Origin of the sequence: Micromonospora fiedleri (assembly GCF_016774385.1) — a bacterium.
Taxonomy (GTDB): Bacteria; Actinomycetota; Actinomycetes; order Mycobacteriales; family Micromonosporaceae; genus Micromonospora; species Micromonospora gifhornensis.
In genome coordinates this window covers 60,149-75,364 of the sequence record NZ_JAETXL010000008.1, presented here as the reverse complement: position 1 = coordinate 75,364, position 15,216 = coordinate 60,149, and the positions used below count along the sequence as shown (strand labels likewise).

At 70.0% G+C, this 15,216-nt stretch carries 18 protein-coding genes; 10 read left to right on the top strand and 8 right to left on the bottom strand.

Annotation, left to right across the window (positions count from 1 at the left end):
* Positions 1 to 50: 50 nt before the first annotated feature.
* Positions 51 to 821 carry an isoprenyl transferase gene (locus JMF97_RS22210; protein ID WP_203223293.1) on the top strand — a complete coding sequence of 257 codons (771 nt, stop codon included), beginning with the start codon at positions 51 to 53 and terminating at the stop codon, positions 819 to 821.
* A 25-nt stretch (positions 822 to 846) separates the two neighbouring features.
* On the opposite strand, the gene otsB is transcribed toward JMF97_RS22210, so the two are convergent.
* The 3 genes from otsB to JMF97_RS22195 form a co-directional block, all read right to left on the bottom strand.
* A complete protein-coding gene (gene otsB, locus JMF97_RS22205; protein ID WP_203223292.1) occupies positions 847 to 1,671 on the bottom strand; it encodes a trehalose-phosphatase in 825 nt (274 codons plus the stop codon).
* 67 nt (positions 1,672 to 1,738) lie between these two features.
* Complete coding sequence (locus JMF97_RS22200; protein ID WP_013731586.1) at positions 1,739 to 2,092, bottom strand: hypothetical protein; 354 nt, start codon at positions 2,090 to 2,092, stop codon at positions 1,739 to 1,741.
* A gap of 159 nt (positions 2,093 to 2,251) precedes the next feature.
* Positions 2,252 to 2,695, bottom strand: coding sequence for a helix-turn-helix domain-containing protein (locus JMF97_RS22195; protein WP_013731587.1), 444 nt, complete (start codon positions 2,693 to 2,695; stop codon positions 2,252 to 2,254).
* Positions 2,696 to 2,959: 264 nt separating this feature from the next.
* On the opposite strand from JMF97_RS22195, the gene JMF97_RS22190 reads away from it, so the two are divergent.
* The 6 genes from JMF97_RS22190 (at position 2,960) to JMF97_RS22165 (ending at position 7,673) form a co-directional block, all read left to right on the top strand.
* Positions 2,960 to 3,304, top strand: coding sequence for a hypothetical protein (locus JMF97_RS22190; protein ID WP_013731588.1), 345 nt, complete (start codon positions 2,960 to 2,962; stop codon positions 3,302 to 3,304).
* A 28-nt stretch (positions 3,305 to 3,332) separates the two neighbouring features.
* Entirely contained in the window at positions 3,333 to 3,668 is a 336-nt protein-coding gene (locus tag JMF97_RS22185) for a hypothetical protein (protein ID WP_013731589.1), read from the top strand.
* A gap of 366 nt (positions 3,669 to 4,034) precedes the next feature.
* Positions 4,035 to 5,450, top strand: coding sequence for an RNA 5'-3' helicase PhoH2 (gene phoH2 / locus JMF97_RS22180; protein WP_203223291.1), 1,416 nt, complete (start codon positions 4,035 to 4,037; stop codon positions 5,448 to 5,450).
* Positions 5,451 to 5,735: 285 nt separating this feature from the next.
* Positions 5,736 to 6,413, top strand: a complete 678-nt coding sequence (locus tag JMF97_RS22175; RefSeq protein ID WP_203223290.1) for an aggregation-promoting factor C-terminal-like domain-containing protein — start codon at positions 5,736 to 5,738, stop codon at positions 6,411 to 6,413.
* Between the two features lie 141 nt (positions 6,414 to 6,554).
* Positions 6,555 to 6,869, top strand: coding sequence for a YciI family protein (locus JMF97_RS22170; RefSeq protein WP_203223289.1), 315 nt, complete (start codon positions 6,555 to 6,557; stop codon positions 6,867 to 6,869).
* A 150-nt stretch (positions 6,870 to 7,019) separates the two neighbouring features.
* Entirely contained in the window at positions 7,020 to 7,673 is a 654-nt protein-coding gene (locus JMF97_RS22165) for a rhomboid family intramembrane serine protease (protein WP_126711866.1), read from the top strand.
* Positions 7,674 to 7,683: 10 nt separating this feature from the next.
* On the opposite strand, the gene JMF97_RS22160 is transcribed toward JMF97_RS22165, so the two are convergent.
* Both JMF97_RS22160 and glpX read right to left on the bottom strand, forming a co-directional pair.
* Positions 7,684 to 8,673, bottom strand: coding sequence for a DMT family transporter (locus JMF97_RS22160; RefSeq protein WP_203223465.1), 990 nt, complete (start codon positions 8,671 to 8,673; stop codon positions 7,684 to 7,686).
* Positions 8,674 to 8,755: 82 nt separating this feature from the next.
* Entirely contained in the window at positions 8,756 to 9,787 is a 1,032-nt protein-coding gene (glpX, locus tag JMF97_RS22155) for a class II fructose-bisphosphatase (RefSeq protein ID WP_013731596.1), read from the bottom strand.
* Positions 9,788 to 9,944: 157 nt separating this feature from the next.
* Between glpX and JMF97_RS22150 the strand changes: the two genes are divergently transcribed.
* The 3 genes from JMF97_RS22150 (at position 9,945) to JMF97_RS22140 (ending at position 12,496) form a co-directional block, all read left to right on the top strand.
* A complete protein-coding gene (locus JMF97_RS22150) occupies positions 9,945 to 10,586 on the top strand; it encodes a DUF4245 domain-containing protein (protein WP_203223288.1) in 642 nt (213 codons plus the stop codon).
* A 126-nt stretch (positions 10,587 to 10,712) separates the two neighbouring features.
* Positions 10,713 to 11,492: a hypothetical protein gene (locus JMF97_RS22145; RefSeq protein WP_203223287.1), complete on the top strand. Its 780-nt coding sequence runs from the start codon at positions 10,713 to 10,715 to the stop codon at positions 11,490 to 11,492.
* A gap of 173 nt (positions 11,493 to 11,665) precedes the next feature.
* The gene (locus JMF97_RS22140) at positions 11,666 to 12,496 is read left to right on the top strand and encodes a hypothetical protein (protein WP_203223286.1); all 831 of its coding nucleotides are present in this window, start codon (positions 11,666 to 11,668) and stop codon (positions 12,494 to 12,496) included.
* A gap of 55 nt (positions 12,497 to 12,551) precedes the next feature.
* Here JMF97_RS22140 and JMF97_RS22135 read toward each other — a convergent pair whose 3' ends face one another.
* The 3 genes from JMF97_RS22135 to JMF97_RS22125 are packed head-to-tail and all read right to left on the bottom strand — an operon-like array spanning position 12,552 to position 15,202.
* A complete protein-coding gene (locus JMF97_RS22135; RefSeq protein ID WP_203223285.1) occupies positions 12,552 to 12,764 on the bottom strand; it encodes an exodeoxyribonuclease VII small subunit in 213 nt (70 codons plus the stop codon).
* Positions 12,765 to 12,818: 54 nt separating this feature from the next.
* Positions 12,819 to 14,081, bottom strand: a complete 1,263-nt coding sequence (locus tag JMF97_RS22130; protein WP_203223284.1) for a glycosyltransferase 87 family protein — start codon at positions 14,079 to 14,081, stop codon at positions 12,819 to 12,821.
* Between the two features lie 41 nt (positions 14,082 to 14,122).
* On the bottom strand, positions 14,123 to 15,202 hold the full coding sequence (locus tag JMF97_RS22125; protein ID WP_203223283.1) for a phosphatase PAP2 family protein: 1,080 nt from the start codon (positions 15,200 to 15,202) through the stop codon (positions 14,123 to 14,125).
* Positions 15,203 to 15,216 lie beyond the last annotated feature (14 nt).

Genomic DNA, 15,216 nt, shown 5'->3' with positions numbered 1-15,216 from the left:
ATCTGCCACCGGCACGCTCTCCTGCGCGCGGGCTCGCTACTCTGCAAGTGATGACTCTGCGGAAACTTCTCTACTCCGTCTACGAGCGGCGGCTGACGGCCAAGCTCGCGGGCCGTCCGGTGCCCCGCCATGTGGGCGTGATGTGCGACGGTAACCGCAGGTGGGCCCGGGAGATGGGCTTCGTCGACCCGAACGACGGGCATCGGATGGGCGCCGAGCGGATCAAGGAGCTGCTGCGCTGGTGCGATGCGGCCGGGGTGGGGCATGTGACGCTCTTTCTGCTCTCCACCGACAACCTCTCCCGCTCGGCGACGGAACTGGATCCGCTGCTCCAGATCATCGAGGATCTGACCACCGAGCTGGCCGAGGCGGGTAACCCCTGGCGGCTGCGGATGGTGGGCGCGCTCGACGTGCTGCCGGCGCACCACGCGGCCGCGCTCAAGGCCGCCGAGGAGCGGACCCGGGACCGCAGCGGCGGCGCTCAGGTCAACATCGCCGTCGGGTACGGGGGACGCCGGGAGATCGCCGACGCGGTCCGCTCGCTGCTGCTGGAGCACGCGGCCAACGGCGGCACGCTGGAGGAACTGGCCGGTTCCCTCGACGTCGACGACATCTCCGAGCACCTCTACACCCGCGGCCTGCCGGACCCGGATCTGATCATCCGGACCAGCGGGGAGCAGCGACTGTCCGGCTTCATGCTCTGGCAGTCGGCACACTCGGAGTTCTACTTCTGCGAACTCAACTGGCCGGACTTCCGCCGGGTCGACTTCCTCCGCGCACTGCGCTCGTACGCCACCCGTCAGCGCCGCTTCGGGGCCTGACCGGGGCGGCCTTTTCGCCGGGCCGTCAGGTCAGGTGGTGGGTGGCCTCGGTGAGGAAGTCACCCAGGGCGGCCGGCGAGTCGATGGTCAGGTCGGCGGCCTCGGCGACCTCGGCACCGGTCTCCGGGTTGGCGACGGCGACGCAGACTCCCATGAAGTCGGCATCGGCGGCGGCACGGGCCCGCAGCGCGGCGAACGCCTTGATGTCGGAGACGTCGTCGCCGAAGTACCAGGCGCCACCCGCGTCCTGCACCAGTTCGTCGATGACCATGCCCTTGTCCCGGTCGACCGGCGGCTTGACCTCCAGCACCATCCGGCCGATCTGCACCCGCAGCCCGAGGCGTTCGGCCTGGGCCCGACCCCACTGTTCGACCGTGTCCGCCAGCTGCGGCGCGGTACGCCAGTGCAGGGCCACCGACAGCCGCTTGTACTCCACCAGGGCCTGCGCCGGAAGCTCGGCCCGGGCCCGGTCGGCGAGCTCGCTCATGGTGGGCACGAAGGGCAGGGCGGCCGGCTCGGTGACCGTCTCGCCGCCGGAGTGGCTGTGCTCCAGGCCGTACAGGCCGTAGAGGTCCACGCCGCTTAGCCCGTCGAAGTGCTCCCGCAGGAACTCGACGGGCCGGGCGGAGACGATCGCGATCCGCCGTACCACCGGGGCCAGCGCCTCGATGGCGGCCAGCACCTTCGGCGCGGGCTGCACTTTTGTCGGGTCGTCGGCGACCGGCGCGAGTGTGCCGTCGAAGTCGAAGAAGAGCACGGTCTCGCCGGCCCGGTCGGCGGTGATTCGCCAGGCATGGTCGGCATTCAACGGGATCTTCGGCTGTTGGTCGCCCAGATTCAACGGTGGCACGCGCCACAGCGTACCCCGGCTCTTGGCGATCAATCCTGGCCCGAGTCGGCTCGTTTGGCCCTTGCGCTCAGCGTTCGGCGGCTCCCCGTCCTCGGCGGCCGAACGGCAATACGGCCGCCTCCTGACCGTGACTGAGCAGGTAGCCCTCCACGAATCCGGCGTTGCGGTCGCCGGTGTGCGCCTCGATCTCCCGGAGCCGCTCGACCAGGAACTCGGTGAGGGCGGTGACCCGGTCGTTGAGCCGCTCGTGCAGCTCAGCGATCACGGCCAGGACGATCGCGGTGCTCGCGGCGACGAGCGCGACGAGGTTGACGAGCAGCGGAAGCTGCCCGCCGTCGAGGGCCAGGGTCACCGCGTTGCCGGTGACGCAGAGTGTCACCGAGACTGTCGCGACCACGACTGCCGACCATTTCAGGGTCATGAAAGACCCTCCTTCTGTCCCGCAGGGCTGGGTTCGGCCTTGTCCCGTCCCCCCGCCGACGACGAGCCCAAGCAGTACAGATACGGACGCTAGCGTGCCCGATCCCGCCCCGAAGCGAAACGAATGAGGCTGACCTGCTGTTCTTTCGCCATCTGAGAACTAGCTGGCAGCTTCCCCTCGCTTTCGGACACCTGTCGGCAGGGTCGGCCGGTATGCGAGGTAACGGATGGTTTCTCTGATGTGGAACTTCTCCGCGTCCGAGACGTCGGGGTCGACCAGGCGGCGGAGCAGCGCCTCGACGTCGGGGTCCATCGGCGGGGGCGTCGAGGTGGACCGGTGTCGGGCGGAGGTCCGATCCCAGCCGAGTGCCGCGAAGGCCGGCGTCGGGTCGAGACCGAGGCCTTCGCAGAACGCCACCACCCGCTCGGCCTCGGGGTCACTGGCCCAGTCGCCGCGTACCCAGCGGTTGATCGTCTGCCGTGAGACGCCGGTACGCCGGGAGACCTCGGTGCCGCTCCATGCCCGGGTGGCACGGGCCTCGTCGAGGGCCCGTCGGACGAAGGTGGCGAAGGCGATCTTCCGTGCATTGGCGGTCTCGGTCACCTCGTGACCGTACGACCGTTGGACCTGAATAGGCGTCCTCGGCACGCCTTTGTCACGCTTACGTGACGCCGATGCTGACTGGTCAATCAGGGTTCCGACATTCTTCCTGAGGGGTGTCACCTGGGCAGGATAGATGTACGTAGGTGCGGGGGCAAACGCACGAAAAGCTGATACTGTCACGCCCATGGGACAACCTACGGTGTGTCACGTGCATGAGACGATAAGTGCTCACCTGCGTCACGCGCCCGATGCGCGGGAGGTGCGGTGACCGAACTCGCAACCCGTGCGCAGGCCTTCGGCCTGATCGCGGAGGGTGTCGCCGCAGGGCTCAGCGCGCCCTGGCGTCTTTACCTGGCTCGGGGCTGTCGCTACCTCTCGCTCAGTGTCGGCGACCGGACCGAGTGGAACGCCTGGCGGACCCACCTCGGCTGCCCGGAACTGAGCGTCCGGGTCTATGACGCCGGTGGCGAGATCCGCCGGTCGTCGGTGGCCGAAGTGGTCCTGGACGGCTGCCGGATCAGCGTCGAACTGGTCGAGGAGGTCGGCACCGACGACCTCGACCGCCTGCTGATGACCGACCCGACCACCGTCGAGCCGGAGGAGCGATGAGCAACGTGCGAGGCACCGGAGCGGCCGGATGAGTCCCTTCCTCGCGATCTTCCTGGTGCTCGTGCTCGCGGCGACGAGCTACGCGGCCGGACGGCTGCACGGGCAGCTCAGCTACCGCATCGGCTACCGCTTCGGCTATCGGCAGGGCTACTTCGACGGTGACCGTGGCGCCTGGAACCGCAGGCGGCGCGACGCCCAGGCCGCGATCGCCACCGCCCTGGCGGTCACCGGGCCGGCCAACGCCCGGGTGCCGGCCGCCGTGGCTCAGCCCGGCACCACGTACACCGGATCGTCGTTCACGACGCCGACCGCCTCGGTAACCGGGCGGCACCCGACCGGCACGCTCGTGCGACGAACCGGCTGAGACCGGTCGACGGGCTCGCGGGCCCGTCCACAAACGCGGCGTACCGCTCGATGGGCGTGTGCCGCGCGGGATCACGGCCAGACCGGTGGCGGTGGTCCCACCGGCCGGGGTGCGCGCAGGGGGCATGCATCCCGGCCGGTTCACCCCGCCCGGCGCAGGCTCGTCACCGGTGGACGTTCTGAATCATGCTCTAGCCGGGACGGGTGCGGGGAGCTAGCGTCTAGGCATGGCGCGGGATTGTCCCGAGCCAGCCGGCCCGCCCGGCCTGCGACCTCGCGCACGGGGCCCGCATCCGACCCCGTGTCCGTCGGGCACCGGAGGAGGCGGACCGCGGGTGGCCGGGTGCCCATCCGCCGGAGCAGGCCTGTGACCACTCGCCGTACGACCGCCGGGGCCGACCAGAGCCCGGCCGCGACTGCCACGACCCGCCGCACCACCCGGAGCCGCCGCACCGCGGCTACCGCGTCGGCCGACACCAGGGAGCCCCGACCAGCGGGGCAATCCTTCGTCCTGGACACCTCAGTCCTGCTCAGCGACCCGGCGGCGTTCCACCGCTTCGCCGAGCACGAGGTGGTGCTGCCGCTGGTGGTGATCTCCGAATTGGAGGGCAAGCGACACCATCCCGAGCTGGGCTGGTTCGCCCGGAAATCGCTGCGCATGTTGGACGAGCTGCGCGTACGTCACGGGCGGCTGGACCGTCCGGTGCCCGCCAACGACGACGGTGGCACGCTGCGCGTGGAGCTCAACCACACCGACGACGGCGTGCTGCCACCGGGCTTCCGTAACGAGTCCAACGATGCCCGGATCCTCTCCGTCGCGTTGAACCTCGCCGCCGAAGGGCGGGAGGTGACGCTTGTCAGCAAGGACATGCCGCTGCGGGTCAAGGCCGCCTCGGTCGGGCTACGGGCCGACGAGTACCGGCACGGCCAGGCGAGCGACCCGACCTGGACGGGGATGGCCGAACTGGATCTGGCCGAGGAGGACATCGCCCGGCTCTACGGCGGGGAGAGCATCGACGTGGACGCCGCTGCCGGCCTGCCGTGTCACACCGGCCTGGTGTTGCACTCCACCCGGGGGTCGGCCCTCGGTCGGGTGCTGCCGGACAAGACCGTCCGACTGGTCCGTGGTGACCGGGAGGCGTTCGGCGTGCACGGCCGCTCCGCCGAGCAGCGGATCGCACTCGATCTGCTGCTCGACGAGTCGATCGGCATCGTCTCGCTCGGTGGCCGGGCCGGCACCGGCAAGTCGGCCCTGGCGCTCTGCGCCGGACTGGAGGCGGTGATGGAGCGCCGCCGGCACAAGAAGGTGATCGTCTTCCGCCCGCTGTACGCCGTCGGCGGCCAGGAACTCGGCTACCTGCCGGGCTCCGAGTCGGAGAAGATGTCGCCCTGGGCACAGGCGGTCTTCGACACGCTCGGCGCGGTGGTGCACGAGAACGTGCTGGAGGAGGTCACCTCGCGGGGTCTGCTGGAGGTGCTGCCGCTGACCCACATCCGCGGGCGCAGCCTGCACGACGCCTTCGTCATCGTCGACGAGGCTCAGTCACTGGAGCGTGGCGTCCTGCTGACGGTGCTCTCCCGGATCGGTCAGGGATCCCGGGTGGTGCTCACCCACGATGTCGCGCAGCGGGACAACCTGCGGGTCGGTCGGCACGACGGCGTCACCGCGGTAATCGAGGCACTGAAGGGTCATCAGCTCTTCGCGCATGTCACGCTCAGCCGTTCGGAGCGATCTCCGATCGCGGCGATGGTGACCGATCTGCTGGAGGACATCCCGCAATGATGAGCCTTTAGGGCGTATTCCCACCTATTTTTTGAGTGACGCACGTCACAATTGAGTCTGGTCGTTTCCCATCGGCCTCACTGTGCGCGATGGTGTCCCACGGGCGCCCACGCACCGCGCGCATCAATGGTGGCGGTTCGCCACTCCCACCAGGGAGCGGACAGCCACCAGGCGTGACGCGGTGTGGCTACGGTGACCGGCAAGCCGGTCGCGGGCGCTCGCGGTGTGCTTCGGCCCAGTGGGTCGGTCGCTCCGCGTCCCTGACCCCGACGAAGGGATCACCACGTGAGTCGGCTGTGGAGCCGGTTCGCCGCCCGTGGCGTTGCTGTCGTGCTGCTCTCCGGGGGCGTTGCCGGCGGCTTCTACCTCAGCGATGACCGCCAGACGCCGCGCCCGGATCCGGGCGCGCAGGTGGCCGGCAGTGTCACCCAGATCGACGTCGACTACCGGCAGGAGCAGCAGGTCTCCCGCCAGGTGCGGGCCGCTCGCCAGCAGGCCGTCGAGACCCGCAAGCGGGCCCGCGCCGCCGCCGAGAAGGCCCGCAAGGCCGAAGAGGCGGCACGCAAGAAGGCCGCCGAGGAGAAGGCCGCCAAGGAGGCCGCCGCTCGGGCCCGGGCCCTCAAGCCGTACGACGGGCCGATCCCGGAGTCCTGCGCGGAGTACAGCGGGAACCGGAAGACCGGCTGCGCCCTCATGATCGACGCTGGCTTCAAGATCGATCAGTTCCCCTGTCTGGACAAGCTCTGGACCAAGGAGAGCGGCTGGAACCCCCGGGCGCACAACAACTCCTCCGGGGCACACGGCATCCCGCAGGCGCGCCCGGGCAACAAGATGGCCACGGTCGGCTCGGACTGGGAGACCAACCCCGTCACGCAGATCAAGTGGGGACTGGGCTACATCAAGGGTCGCTACGGCACCCCGTGCAGCGCCTGGAACCACTCGCAGAACACCGGCTGGTACTGACCTGTCAACGCATCGGCGGGAACGAGGACGGACTCCTCGTTCCCGCCGATGCGCGTTGACAGACCTGCAGTCGGGTCCGATGCGGAAGCGTCGAACCCTGAGGCGCTCGACCTCGACCTCCGGTGCCGTCATCCTGACCTGATGGATCAACTTCCCACCACCAGTCTCGTGCTGGTGCACCCCGGACCGGGCTGGGACCACTCCCAGCCGTTGGCGGCACAGCGCAATGCCGCAGGCCATTTCGCCTGGATCAGGCGTCAGGTCGACGCCGGCACGGCGGTGGTCGCCGGTCCGATCTGGCGGCATGACGAGCGACTGACCGGCGATCTCGTCGGTGTCCTGGTCCTCGCCCTGCCGCCAGGCAAGGCCGCCGATCTGACCGCGACCGATCCGGCCGTCATCGGCGGCCAGCTCACCATGACCACGCACCCGTACCACCAGGTCCAGCCCCGGTGAAAGCACGGGTAGCCGCTGCGGCCGGCTACCCGTGGCGTACTCCGTCACCGGTGTTCGGCAGCGGCACCGGACCAGGTGAATGCGCTGCCGGCGTGGATCCGAGGCGACCGAAAGTGGCGGCTGCGGGCGTTTGCTGATAGCTGTTGACGGGTGAGCCTGCACCCTGTCAATGGCGACCCGCACCGGTTCGGCACCGAGGCCTTCTACTCGTCCATCGGCCGTGCCTTCGTCGCCATGTGCGCCGTGGTGCCGGTGCTCTTCCTGATCGAGGGCCTCGACCAGTGGCTCGGCGCCGGCTTCGACGCCGCAGCCGGCATCATCCCGCAGCGCATCGAAGGGCTGGACGGTGTCTTCTTCTCACCGTTCCTGCATCACGGCTTCGAGCATCTCTACAGCAACAGCATCCCGCTGATCCTTCTCGGCACCTTCGTGCTGGCCGCCGGTGCCCGACGGTTCCTCTGGTCCACGCTGGTGATCGTGCTGGCCAGTGGCCTGGGTGTCTGGTTCACCGGGTCGCCCAACACGATCGTCGTCGGGGCGAGCGGGGTCATCTTCGGCTATCTCGGCATCCTGCTGACCCGGGGCATCTTCGAGCGAAGCTGGTGGAACTTCGCCGTCTTCCTGCTGGTCGGCCTCCTCTACGGCGGCCAACTGGCGGGCGTCCTGCCGACCGACGAACGGATCTCCTGGCAGGGCCATCTGTTCGGCCTGCTGGGCGGCATCGTGGCGGCGATCATCTTCCGTCGCCGCCGGCCCGAGTTGGACGATCCGTACGGCTCGACGTCGCCGATGACCATGCCCTGAGTCGTACGCCTCAGGACGGCCGTCGGCGGCTGGGCGGCACGCGGAGTCGGCTGCCCAGCGTGGCCACGGCGACGGCGACCAGGGTGAGCAGCGCGCCGAGGACGGTTCTCAGGCCCGGCTGCGACGCGGCCGTCGGAAGCAGCATGTCGAGCAGCACCGCGCCGATGACCTGACCGGCGATGGTTGCCAACCCGAGCACGAGTACGCCGATGAGGCGGACCACCGACGCGGCGATCGCGATGAACATCACGCCGACCAGCCCGCCCAGGTAGAGCCACGGTTCCGTCGGCAGGCTGCCTGCGGGTGCCCCGCGCACCACGACGCTGACGGCGAACGCGACCAGCAGGACACTCGTGCCAGCGGCGAAGTTCACCCCCGTCGCGGTCAACGTGCTGCCGGAGACCACCCGGACCCAACCGTTCACCGCCTGCTGCCAGGCGACCGCGACCCCGGCGACCAGCGGCAGCAGGGTCAGTCCGAGCGCGGCCGGCTCCAGTCCCCGGCCACCGACGGCCAGCAGCACCGCCGCCACGGTCAGCAGCGCGCCCGCCAGCCGGGCACCGGTCACCGGCTGGCGACCGCCCGGGCCGACGCCCGCCCGGTCGACCACGAGGCTGCTCGCCGACTGGCCGGCGACCACCGCCACCGTGAACACGGCCACGCCGAGGGTGCCGACGGTGGCTCCCTGCGTGAACACCAGCAGCGCGCCACACGCCCCGCCGATGCACTGCCACGGGCGGATGGTGCCCGCGCCCAGGGCGGTGCGCAGCGCGCTCAGCCCCTGCCGCCCGCTACGGGTGGCGGGGATCAGCATCGACAGCAGCAGCAGGCCCACCCCGAAGGAGATGGTCGCCGCGGCGAGGCCGTCGTCGAGGCGTACGCCCAACTCGCCGTTGATGCGCGACTGGACGGCCACCGCCATGCCGGCGACGGCCGCCAGTGCCACCGCGCCGGCCCGGCGTCCCGCCGACGTCGCCGTCCGGGGCGCCGTGCCGGCCATGCTCACGCCGCCGCCTCGCTCCGCCCGCGAGCGGTACGAGGCGGCCGGTCACCGTGCCTGAAGGTCCGCTCGCCGTACCCGCTCACGCCTGCTCGGCCAGCGGCCGGCCGTCGAAGTCGACCGCCGAGTAGAGCGCCAACTTCTCCAACCGGTGGTACGAGTCGATCACCCGGATCGTGCCGCTCTTCGAGCGCATGACGATCGACTGGGTGTACGCCCCGCCGGCCCGGTAGCGCACCCCGCGCAGCAGGTCGCCGGAGGTGACGCCGGTGGCCACGAAGAAGCAGTTGTCGCCGGTGACCAGGTCGTCGGTGGTGAGCACCCGGTCCAGGTCGTGCCCGGCAGCCAGCGCCTTCTCCCGTTCGGCCTCGTCCTGGGGCCAGAGCTTGGCCTGCATCATCCCGCCCATGCACTTCAACGCGCAGGCGGCGGTGATCCCCTCGGGGGTGCCGCCGATGCCCATCAGGACGTCGACGTCGGACTCCCCACGGGCCGCGGCGATGGCACCGGCGATGTCGCCGTCGGAGATGAACCGGATGCCGGCACCCGCTCGGCGGATGTCGTCGACCAGGCCGTCGTGGCGGGACCGGTCGAGCACACAGACCGTCACCTCGGAGACGCTGGTGCCCTTGACCTTGGCGATCCGGCGCAGGTTCTCGGCGACACCGGCGTTGATGTCGACGACGTCGGCGTAGGCCGGCCCGACGGCGAGTTTCTCCATGTAGAAGACCGCACTCGGGTCGAACATCGCACCCCGCTCGGCGACCGCGAGCACCGCCAGGGCGTTCGGCATCCCCTTGCTCATCAGCGTGGTGCCGTCGATCGGGTCGACCGCGACGTCCACCTCGGGTCCGGTGCCGTCACCGACCTCTTCCCCGTTGAAGAGCATCGGCGCGTTGTCCTTCTCGCCTTCGCCGATCACCACGATCCCGCGCATCGGGATCGAGTTGATCAGCTTGCGCATCGCGTCGACGGCGGCGCCGTCGCCGCCCTCCTTGTCGCCCCGACCGACCCACCGGCCGGCAGCCATGGCTGCGGCCTCGGTGACCCGGACGAGGTCGAGAGCGAGGTTGCGGTCGAGGTCTTGTGGGGTACGGGTCCTGGTGGTCGTCATCTGAACGGCTCCTCCTCGCGGCGGTGCGGGGTTGACCGGGCCGACGGTGGGCAGCTGCCGGCTTCGTTCCTGATCCTCACACGATGGCGGACGCGGAGCCGGGGCGGGGCGGTGATGGGCCGGATACCGCCGGTCGGGCAACTGCCAGAATGGCGGGGTGGAACCCGCACCGCATGCCGACCGTGAACCCGCAGACCAGACACCGGGTGATGACCTGCCGACCGCCGATCGCAGCGGTGGCCCGGGCACCCCGCAGCCCTTGCCGGGCCCGTCGGCGGGTGCCGCGAAGCCGGCCTCCACCCGCTCGCCGCGTGACATGGCGATTTCGCTGCTGGTGCTGCTGGTCCCGATCGCCCTGCTGCTCGCCTTCTACCGGGGTTTCCTCGGCGGTGACCAGCCGACCTCCGTCGACCCGACACCCGCTTTCGAGCAGGCGCGGGCGGCCGCGGAGTTCCCGGTGAGCGAGCCGTCCGGGCTGGGCGAGGGCTGGCGGACCGTGCGGGCCTCGTACCGCGCGGTCGAGGGCGGGGCCACCCTGCGGGTGGGATATGTCACTCCGGAAGGGCGCGGCCTGCAGTTGGTGCAGAGCAACGTGCCGCCGGAGCAGTTGCTCCCCACCGAGCTGACCGAACGGGGACAGCCGCAGGGGCAGGCCGATCTCGGTGGCGGCACCTGGCAGCGGTACACCGCGCGGGGCAACGAGCAGGCACTGGTGCTGCTCCAGCCGGAACGCACCGTGATCGTGATCGGCGACGCCCGGGACAACGAGCTGCGGGAGATGGCCAGCGCGGTGGACTGAATTTATGGTCCCCGAAATGTCCCTCCGATCCGTTACGCTCCCGGTCGTTCGTTTGTCGGACGGATCTGACCCGTCCGGTTTTCCGAGTTTGAGAAGAGATTGTCTGTGAACATTCGACGCTGGAGCGTGGGCGTTGTCGCTGCCGCGCTGCTCGTTCCCGGCGTGGCCGCCTGCAACTCCGGCGCCACCGACTCGTCCACCGCGTCGGGCTCCTCCGCTGCCGTCCCGAAGGACCCGAAGGAGGCGCTTGTCGCCTCCACCAAGGGGCTGGCCGAGGGCAACTTCTCCTTCACCGTCGCCTCCGAGTCGATCAGCGGCAGCGGCAGCATCCACAAGCCGAGCAACAGCGCTCAGATGGCCATGAAGGCCGGTGACGAGACCTTCACCATGGAGTTCGACGTCATCCAGATCGACTCCGAGACCTGGGTGAAGATGGACCTGGGCGAGCTGCTCGCCGGGCTGCCCGGCATGGCGGAGATGAAGGACAAGTACCAGTACATCGACGCCGCCAAGGCCGGCGACGCCAAGAACCTCGACATGCTCAAGGACGGCAGCGACCCGGCCAACGCCGCCGAGATGTTCAAGGGGCTGTCGGATGTGCAGGAGACCGGGCCGGGCACGTACAGCGGCAAGGTCGACATGACTGCGGCGACGGACTCGGTCGCCGCCGACGAGGACATGATCAAGGCGCTGGGCGACCAGGCCAAGCAGATCCCGTTCACCGCGAAGCTCGACGACCAGGGTCGGCTGATCGAGCTGGTCATCTCCGTCCCCGCCGCCGGTGACACCAAGGCGCAGGACGTCACGATCAAGTACGCCGACTACGGCGCGGCCAAGGCCGCCCAGAAGCCGCCGGCGGACCAGGTCGTCGAGGCCAACGAGCAGACGTACGAGATGTTCAAGTAGGTCTGACCGGTCATCACCCGAACGGGGGCGGATTCGTTCCGCCCCCGTTCGGCGTTCTCCGCCCACCGGCGGGTGGCGGCAGCCGAGGTGATTGCCCGACGGGCCGGCAGGGAACAGAGGAAGACAGCCTCCGGCGCGCGAGATGCGTCGGGTGACCCTGCTGGGAGACACCGATGACCGTACGACGACTGAGCGCCGGCCTGATGGCCGCCGCGTTGCTTACGCCCGGAGTCGCCGCCTGCACCGGCGACAGCACGGCCGGGCCCACCGGCACGCCGTCCGCCAGCGCCACCGCGAGCGGTGCGGCAGGTGACGCCGACGCCAAGCAGGCGTTGCTGGACTCGACCCGGGAGATCAGCAACGGCAACTTCCGGTTCCGGATGTCCGGTGTCGGCTCCACCGCCGAGGGGCAGGTGCACCAGCCGAGCCAGAGCGCCCAGATGCGGGTGAACATCGGCGAACCGACCGACGACCTCGCGATGACCCTCGACCTCATCCACGCCAAGCCGGACAGCTGGGTCAAGCTGGATCTTCAGGGCGCGGCCGCGTCCAGCGTGCCGGGGCGGGACAAGCTCAGCCTCGGCAAGTACCAGCACCTCGACCAGACCCGCATCCAGGGCAACCGCAACCTCGGCTTCGACTTCGAGAAGGTCGACCCGGCCGGCAGCGCGGTGCTCACCCAGGCCGTCACCGAGGTACGCCGTACCGGCGACGGGGCGTACGCCGGCACCATCGACCTGTCGAAGGCCGCCGAGGCGGGATCGCTCGACCAGAGCATGATCACGGCGCTCGGCGCGCAGGCGAACTCGGTGCCGTTCACCGCCACCACCGACGCGCAGGGCCGGCTCACCGAGCTGGTCCTCCAGGTTCCCGGCACGGGTGAGGCGGCGGCCCAGGAGATCCGGGTGACGTACAGCGACTACGGCAACGCCACCGCCGCCCAGAAGCCTCCGGCCGACCAGGTCGTCGAGGCCCCGCCGGAGCTGTACAACCTGTTCAACTGAGCCAGATCGCGCGGCGGGGGCCAGGGGTCCCCGCCGCGTCGTGCGGGTGCGGCGCTCAGCCGGTGGGGTCCTGCCGGGTGGCGTCGATGCGGGCACGGGCCCCGTCGAGCCAACGCTGGCAGATCACCGCGAGTTCCTCGCCCCGCTCCCAGAGCGCCAGCGACTCCTCCAGCGACGTGCCGCCGGCCTCCAGCTGTTCCACCACCGACGCGAGTTCGGCGCGGGCCTGTTCGTAGTTGAGCGGTACGTCCTTCGTCTGCTCGCTCATCGGAGCATCTCCTTGACCGATCGGCTTTCTGACCCGCGGTGCCTCTGTCGGTGATCACCGAGAGAGCGTCTGGGAGCCTACGGGGCGCTGACCGGGAACAGCGCCCGACTCGTCCGTCGGATTCGTTTTCCCGCCGGGCTGCGTGTCGTCGCCGCGTTCGCGCCCGATGAACGGCACGAGGCACGCGATCGCCACGGCCAGGACAAGCCGGGCGTTACCCCACACCACACCGCCCGGCAGCTCGGCGCCGATCGAGGTCACCGGAGCGATCATCACGATCGCCACCAGCACGGCCCAGGCCCGACGCTTCCAGACCGCGACACTGATCGGCAGGACGGCGGCCAGCACCAGCCAGACCTGGTGGTGAGTCCAGGAGACCGGAGAGAAGACCAGACCTGCGGCGCCGACGATCAGCGTCGCGGCCAGCAGGTTCTCCCGTCGGGACAGTCGGGTGGCCCGCACCAGGGCGATCACGACGATGACGCCTCCGAGCAGGAGGACGGTGCCGGACCGGATCGAGTCGGGCAGGTCCAGCCGGAGCAGCGCTCCGTTGAGTGACTGGTTCCCGCCGGTGGCGATGTTGCCGACCCGCTCGACGTCCAGCAGTTCCTTCGTCCAGTAGCGCACCGACTCGTCGAACAGAACCAGCCAGCCGAGCAGGGTGGCGACCACGAACGTGCCGAGCGCCTTCACGGCGGCCGCCCGTTGTCCGGCCAGCCAGAGGTACGGGATGAAGATCAGTGGGGTCAGCTTCAGCGCGGCGGCGAGCCCGGTGGCCACCCCCCGGTAGCGTTCGGGGACCACCTTCAACGCGTCGACCAGCACGAACAGGACCAGGAAGACGCTGATCTGCCCGAACCGCAGGTTGCTGCTGATGGGCGCGGAGAGGAAGAGGAGCAGGGTGACAGCCGCCATGGCCATGTCCCTGCGGATCCCCCACGTGCGGGCGGCGACGCCTGCCGTGATCTTCGCGATGGCCACCACCGCGGCAACCGTGAGGATCGTCCACCCGACCATCACCGCCGTGGTGTTCAAATGGCCGAGCGGCAGGAAGAGGAGCCCGGCGAGGGGCGGATAGGTGAAGGGGGCACCGGTGCCGGCGGCGGCGAAATCGTAGAGGCTGTCGCCCTCCAGCCAGGTCCTGACACCGCCGATGTAGACCTGAAGGTCGCTGAGCCGGTCCGCCCAGGGCCGGCTCAGGCCCGCCCAGGCCTGTGCGGCCGCCGCGACGCAGACCGCCACCCACATCAGCGGCACGAGAATTCGACCGAAGCCCACGGCCGGCCCGCCGGGGAGCTTGGCCTTTCTGTCGAGCACAGCAACTCCCTTCGGTGGGTGGGGCCCGGGCGTGGGGCGGGTCAGGAGGCGGCGGACTGTTTCGGCTCGCTGTGCTCTCTCCGGTCGGCAGCTGCGTCACCGTCGTCCGGCGTGGGTGTGGGGGTCGCGGCACGCTGCCGCTGCCGTCGCCGTCGCCACCACCGCTCGCCGAAGCTGACGATCGCGAAGGTGCCCAGCACGTACGCCCAGCCGATCAGCACGTCGATGACGTAGTGCTCGCCCGAGTAGACGAGGGTGAAGGTCATCGCCAGGGGATAGAGCAGCAGGATGGCGACGTAGCGCTTCCGGATGCGCCCGACGAAGAAGAGCACCACGAACAGGGCGAAGGCGGTGTGCAGCGAGGGGATGGCCGCCACCGGGTTCGAGGCCAGCTGGCCCAGCCGGATCAGACTGAACGCGCCGTGCATGCCGAACTCGGCCCCGCCGCGCAGGCTCAGGCGCTCCACCGGCTCCAGGTATCCGTGGACCGCCGCCCACCACGGGGGCGCGGCCGGGTACAGGAAGTACGTGATCAAGCCGGCCAGGCTGAGCACGAACCACCGCCGCATGAACGCCGCCCACCGAGGCCGTGCGGTGAGCCAGAGCGCGATGGCGACACCGAGCGCGACCACGAAGTGGGAGAAGTACACGTACGAGACGAGCACCTCCCACCACTGGACCCGGCTCGGGTCGTACAGCTCCTGCTGAAGCCAGACCGTCGGGACCTTGTCGTCGGTCAGCCACCCGAACATCCACAGGTCAGCGTTGATGAGCTCGGTGACGTGCGGCTCCCGGATGTTGTCCGCGAAACCACGGGAGAGGTTGTAGACCGTGAGCAGGGCGATCACCGGCAGCCAGTCCCGCGCGAAGGCCAGGTGCGACCGTACGGGCTGGTCGATGCGCCAGGCCACTGCGAGCGCCCACAACCAGAGGAAGGCGTACCCCGGATCGGTCGGCAGGCCGAACGCGAGACAGGCGGCCACCAGCAGGACCGCCCACGCCGCGACCGCACGACTGCGGGTGAGGGTGATCCGTCGACGCGGGCGGCGAGGTTGCGCACCGTGCCCCGTCGAGGTATCCGCTGCCTCCGCCTCCGTGGTGTCGTACGGCTGGTTGGTCATGGGGACGAAGCTTA

Bases quoted from the DNA above. Each gene is read 5' to 3' on its own strand.
- JMF97_RS22210 (WP_203223293.1), top strand. From the start codon at position 51: ATGACTCTGCGGAAACTTCTCTACTCCGTCTACGAGCGGCGGCTGACG.
- JMF97_RS22200 (WP_013731586.1), bottom strand. From the start codon at position 2,092: ATGACCCTGAAATGGTCGGCAGTCGTGGTCGCGACAGTCTCGGTGACA.
- JMF97_RS22185 (WP_013731589.1), top strand. From the start codon at position 3,333: ATGAGTCCCTTCCTCGCGATCTTCCTGGTGCTCGTGCTCGCGGCGACG.
- JMF97_RS22170 (WP_203223289.1), top strand. From the start codon at position 6,555: ATGGATCAACTTCCCACCACCAGTCTCGTGCTGGTGCACCCCGGACCG.
- JMF97_RS22160 (WP_203223465.1), bottom strand. From the start codon at position 8,673: ATGGCCGGCACGGCGCCCCGGACGGCGACGTCGGCGGGACGCCGGGCC.
- glpX (WP_013731596.1), bottom strand. From the start codon at position 9,787: ATGACGACCACCAGGACCCGTACCCCACAAGACCTCGACCGCAACCTC.
- JMF97_RS22140 (WP_203223286.1), top strand. From the start codon at position 11,666: ATGACCGTACGACGACTGAGCGCCGGCCTGATGGCCGCCGCGTTGCTT.
- JMF97_RS22135 (WP_203223285.1), bottom strand. From the start codon at position 12,764: ATGAGCGAGCAGACGAAGGACGTACCGCTCAACTACGAACAGGCCCGC.
- JMF97_RS22125 (WP_203223283.1), bottom strand. From the start codon at position 15,202: ATGACCAACCAGCCGTACGACACCACGGAGGCGGAGGCAGCGGATACC.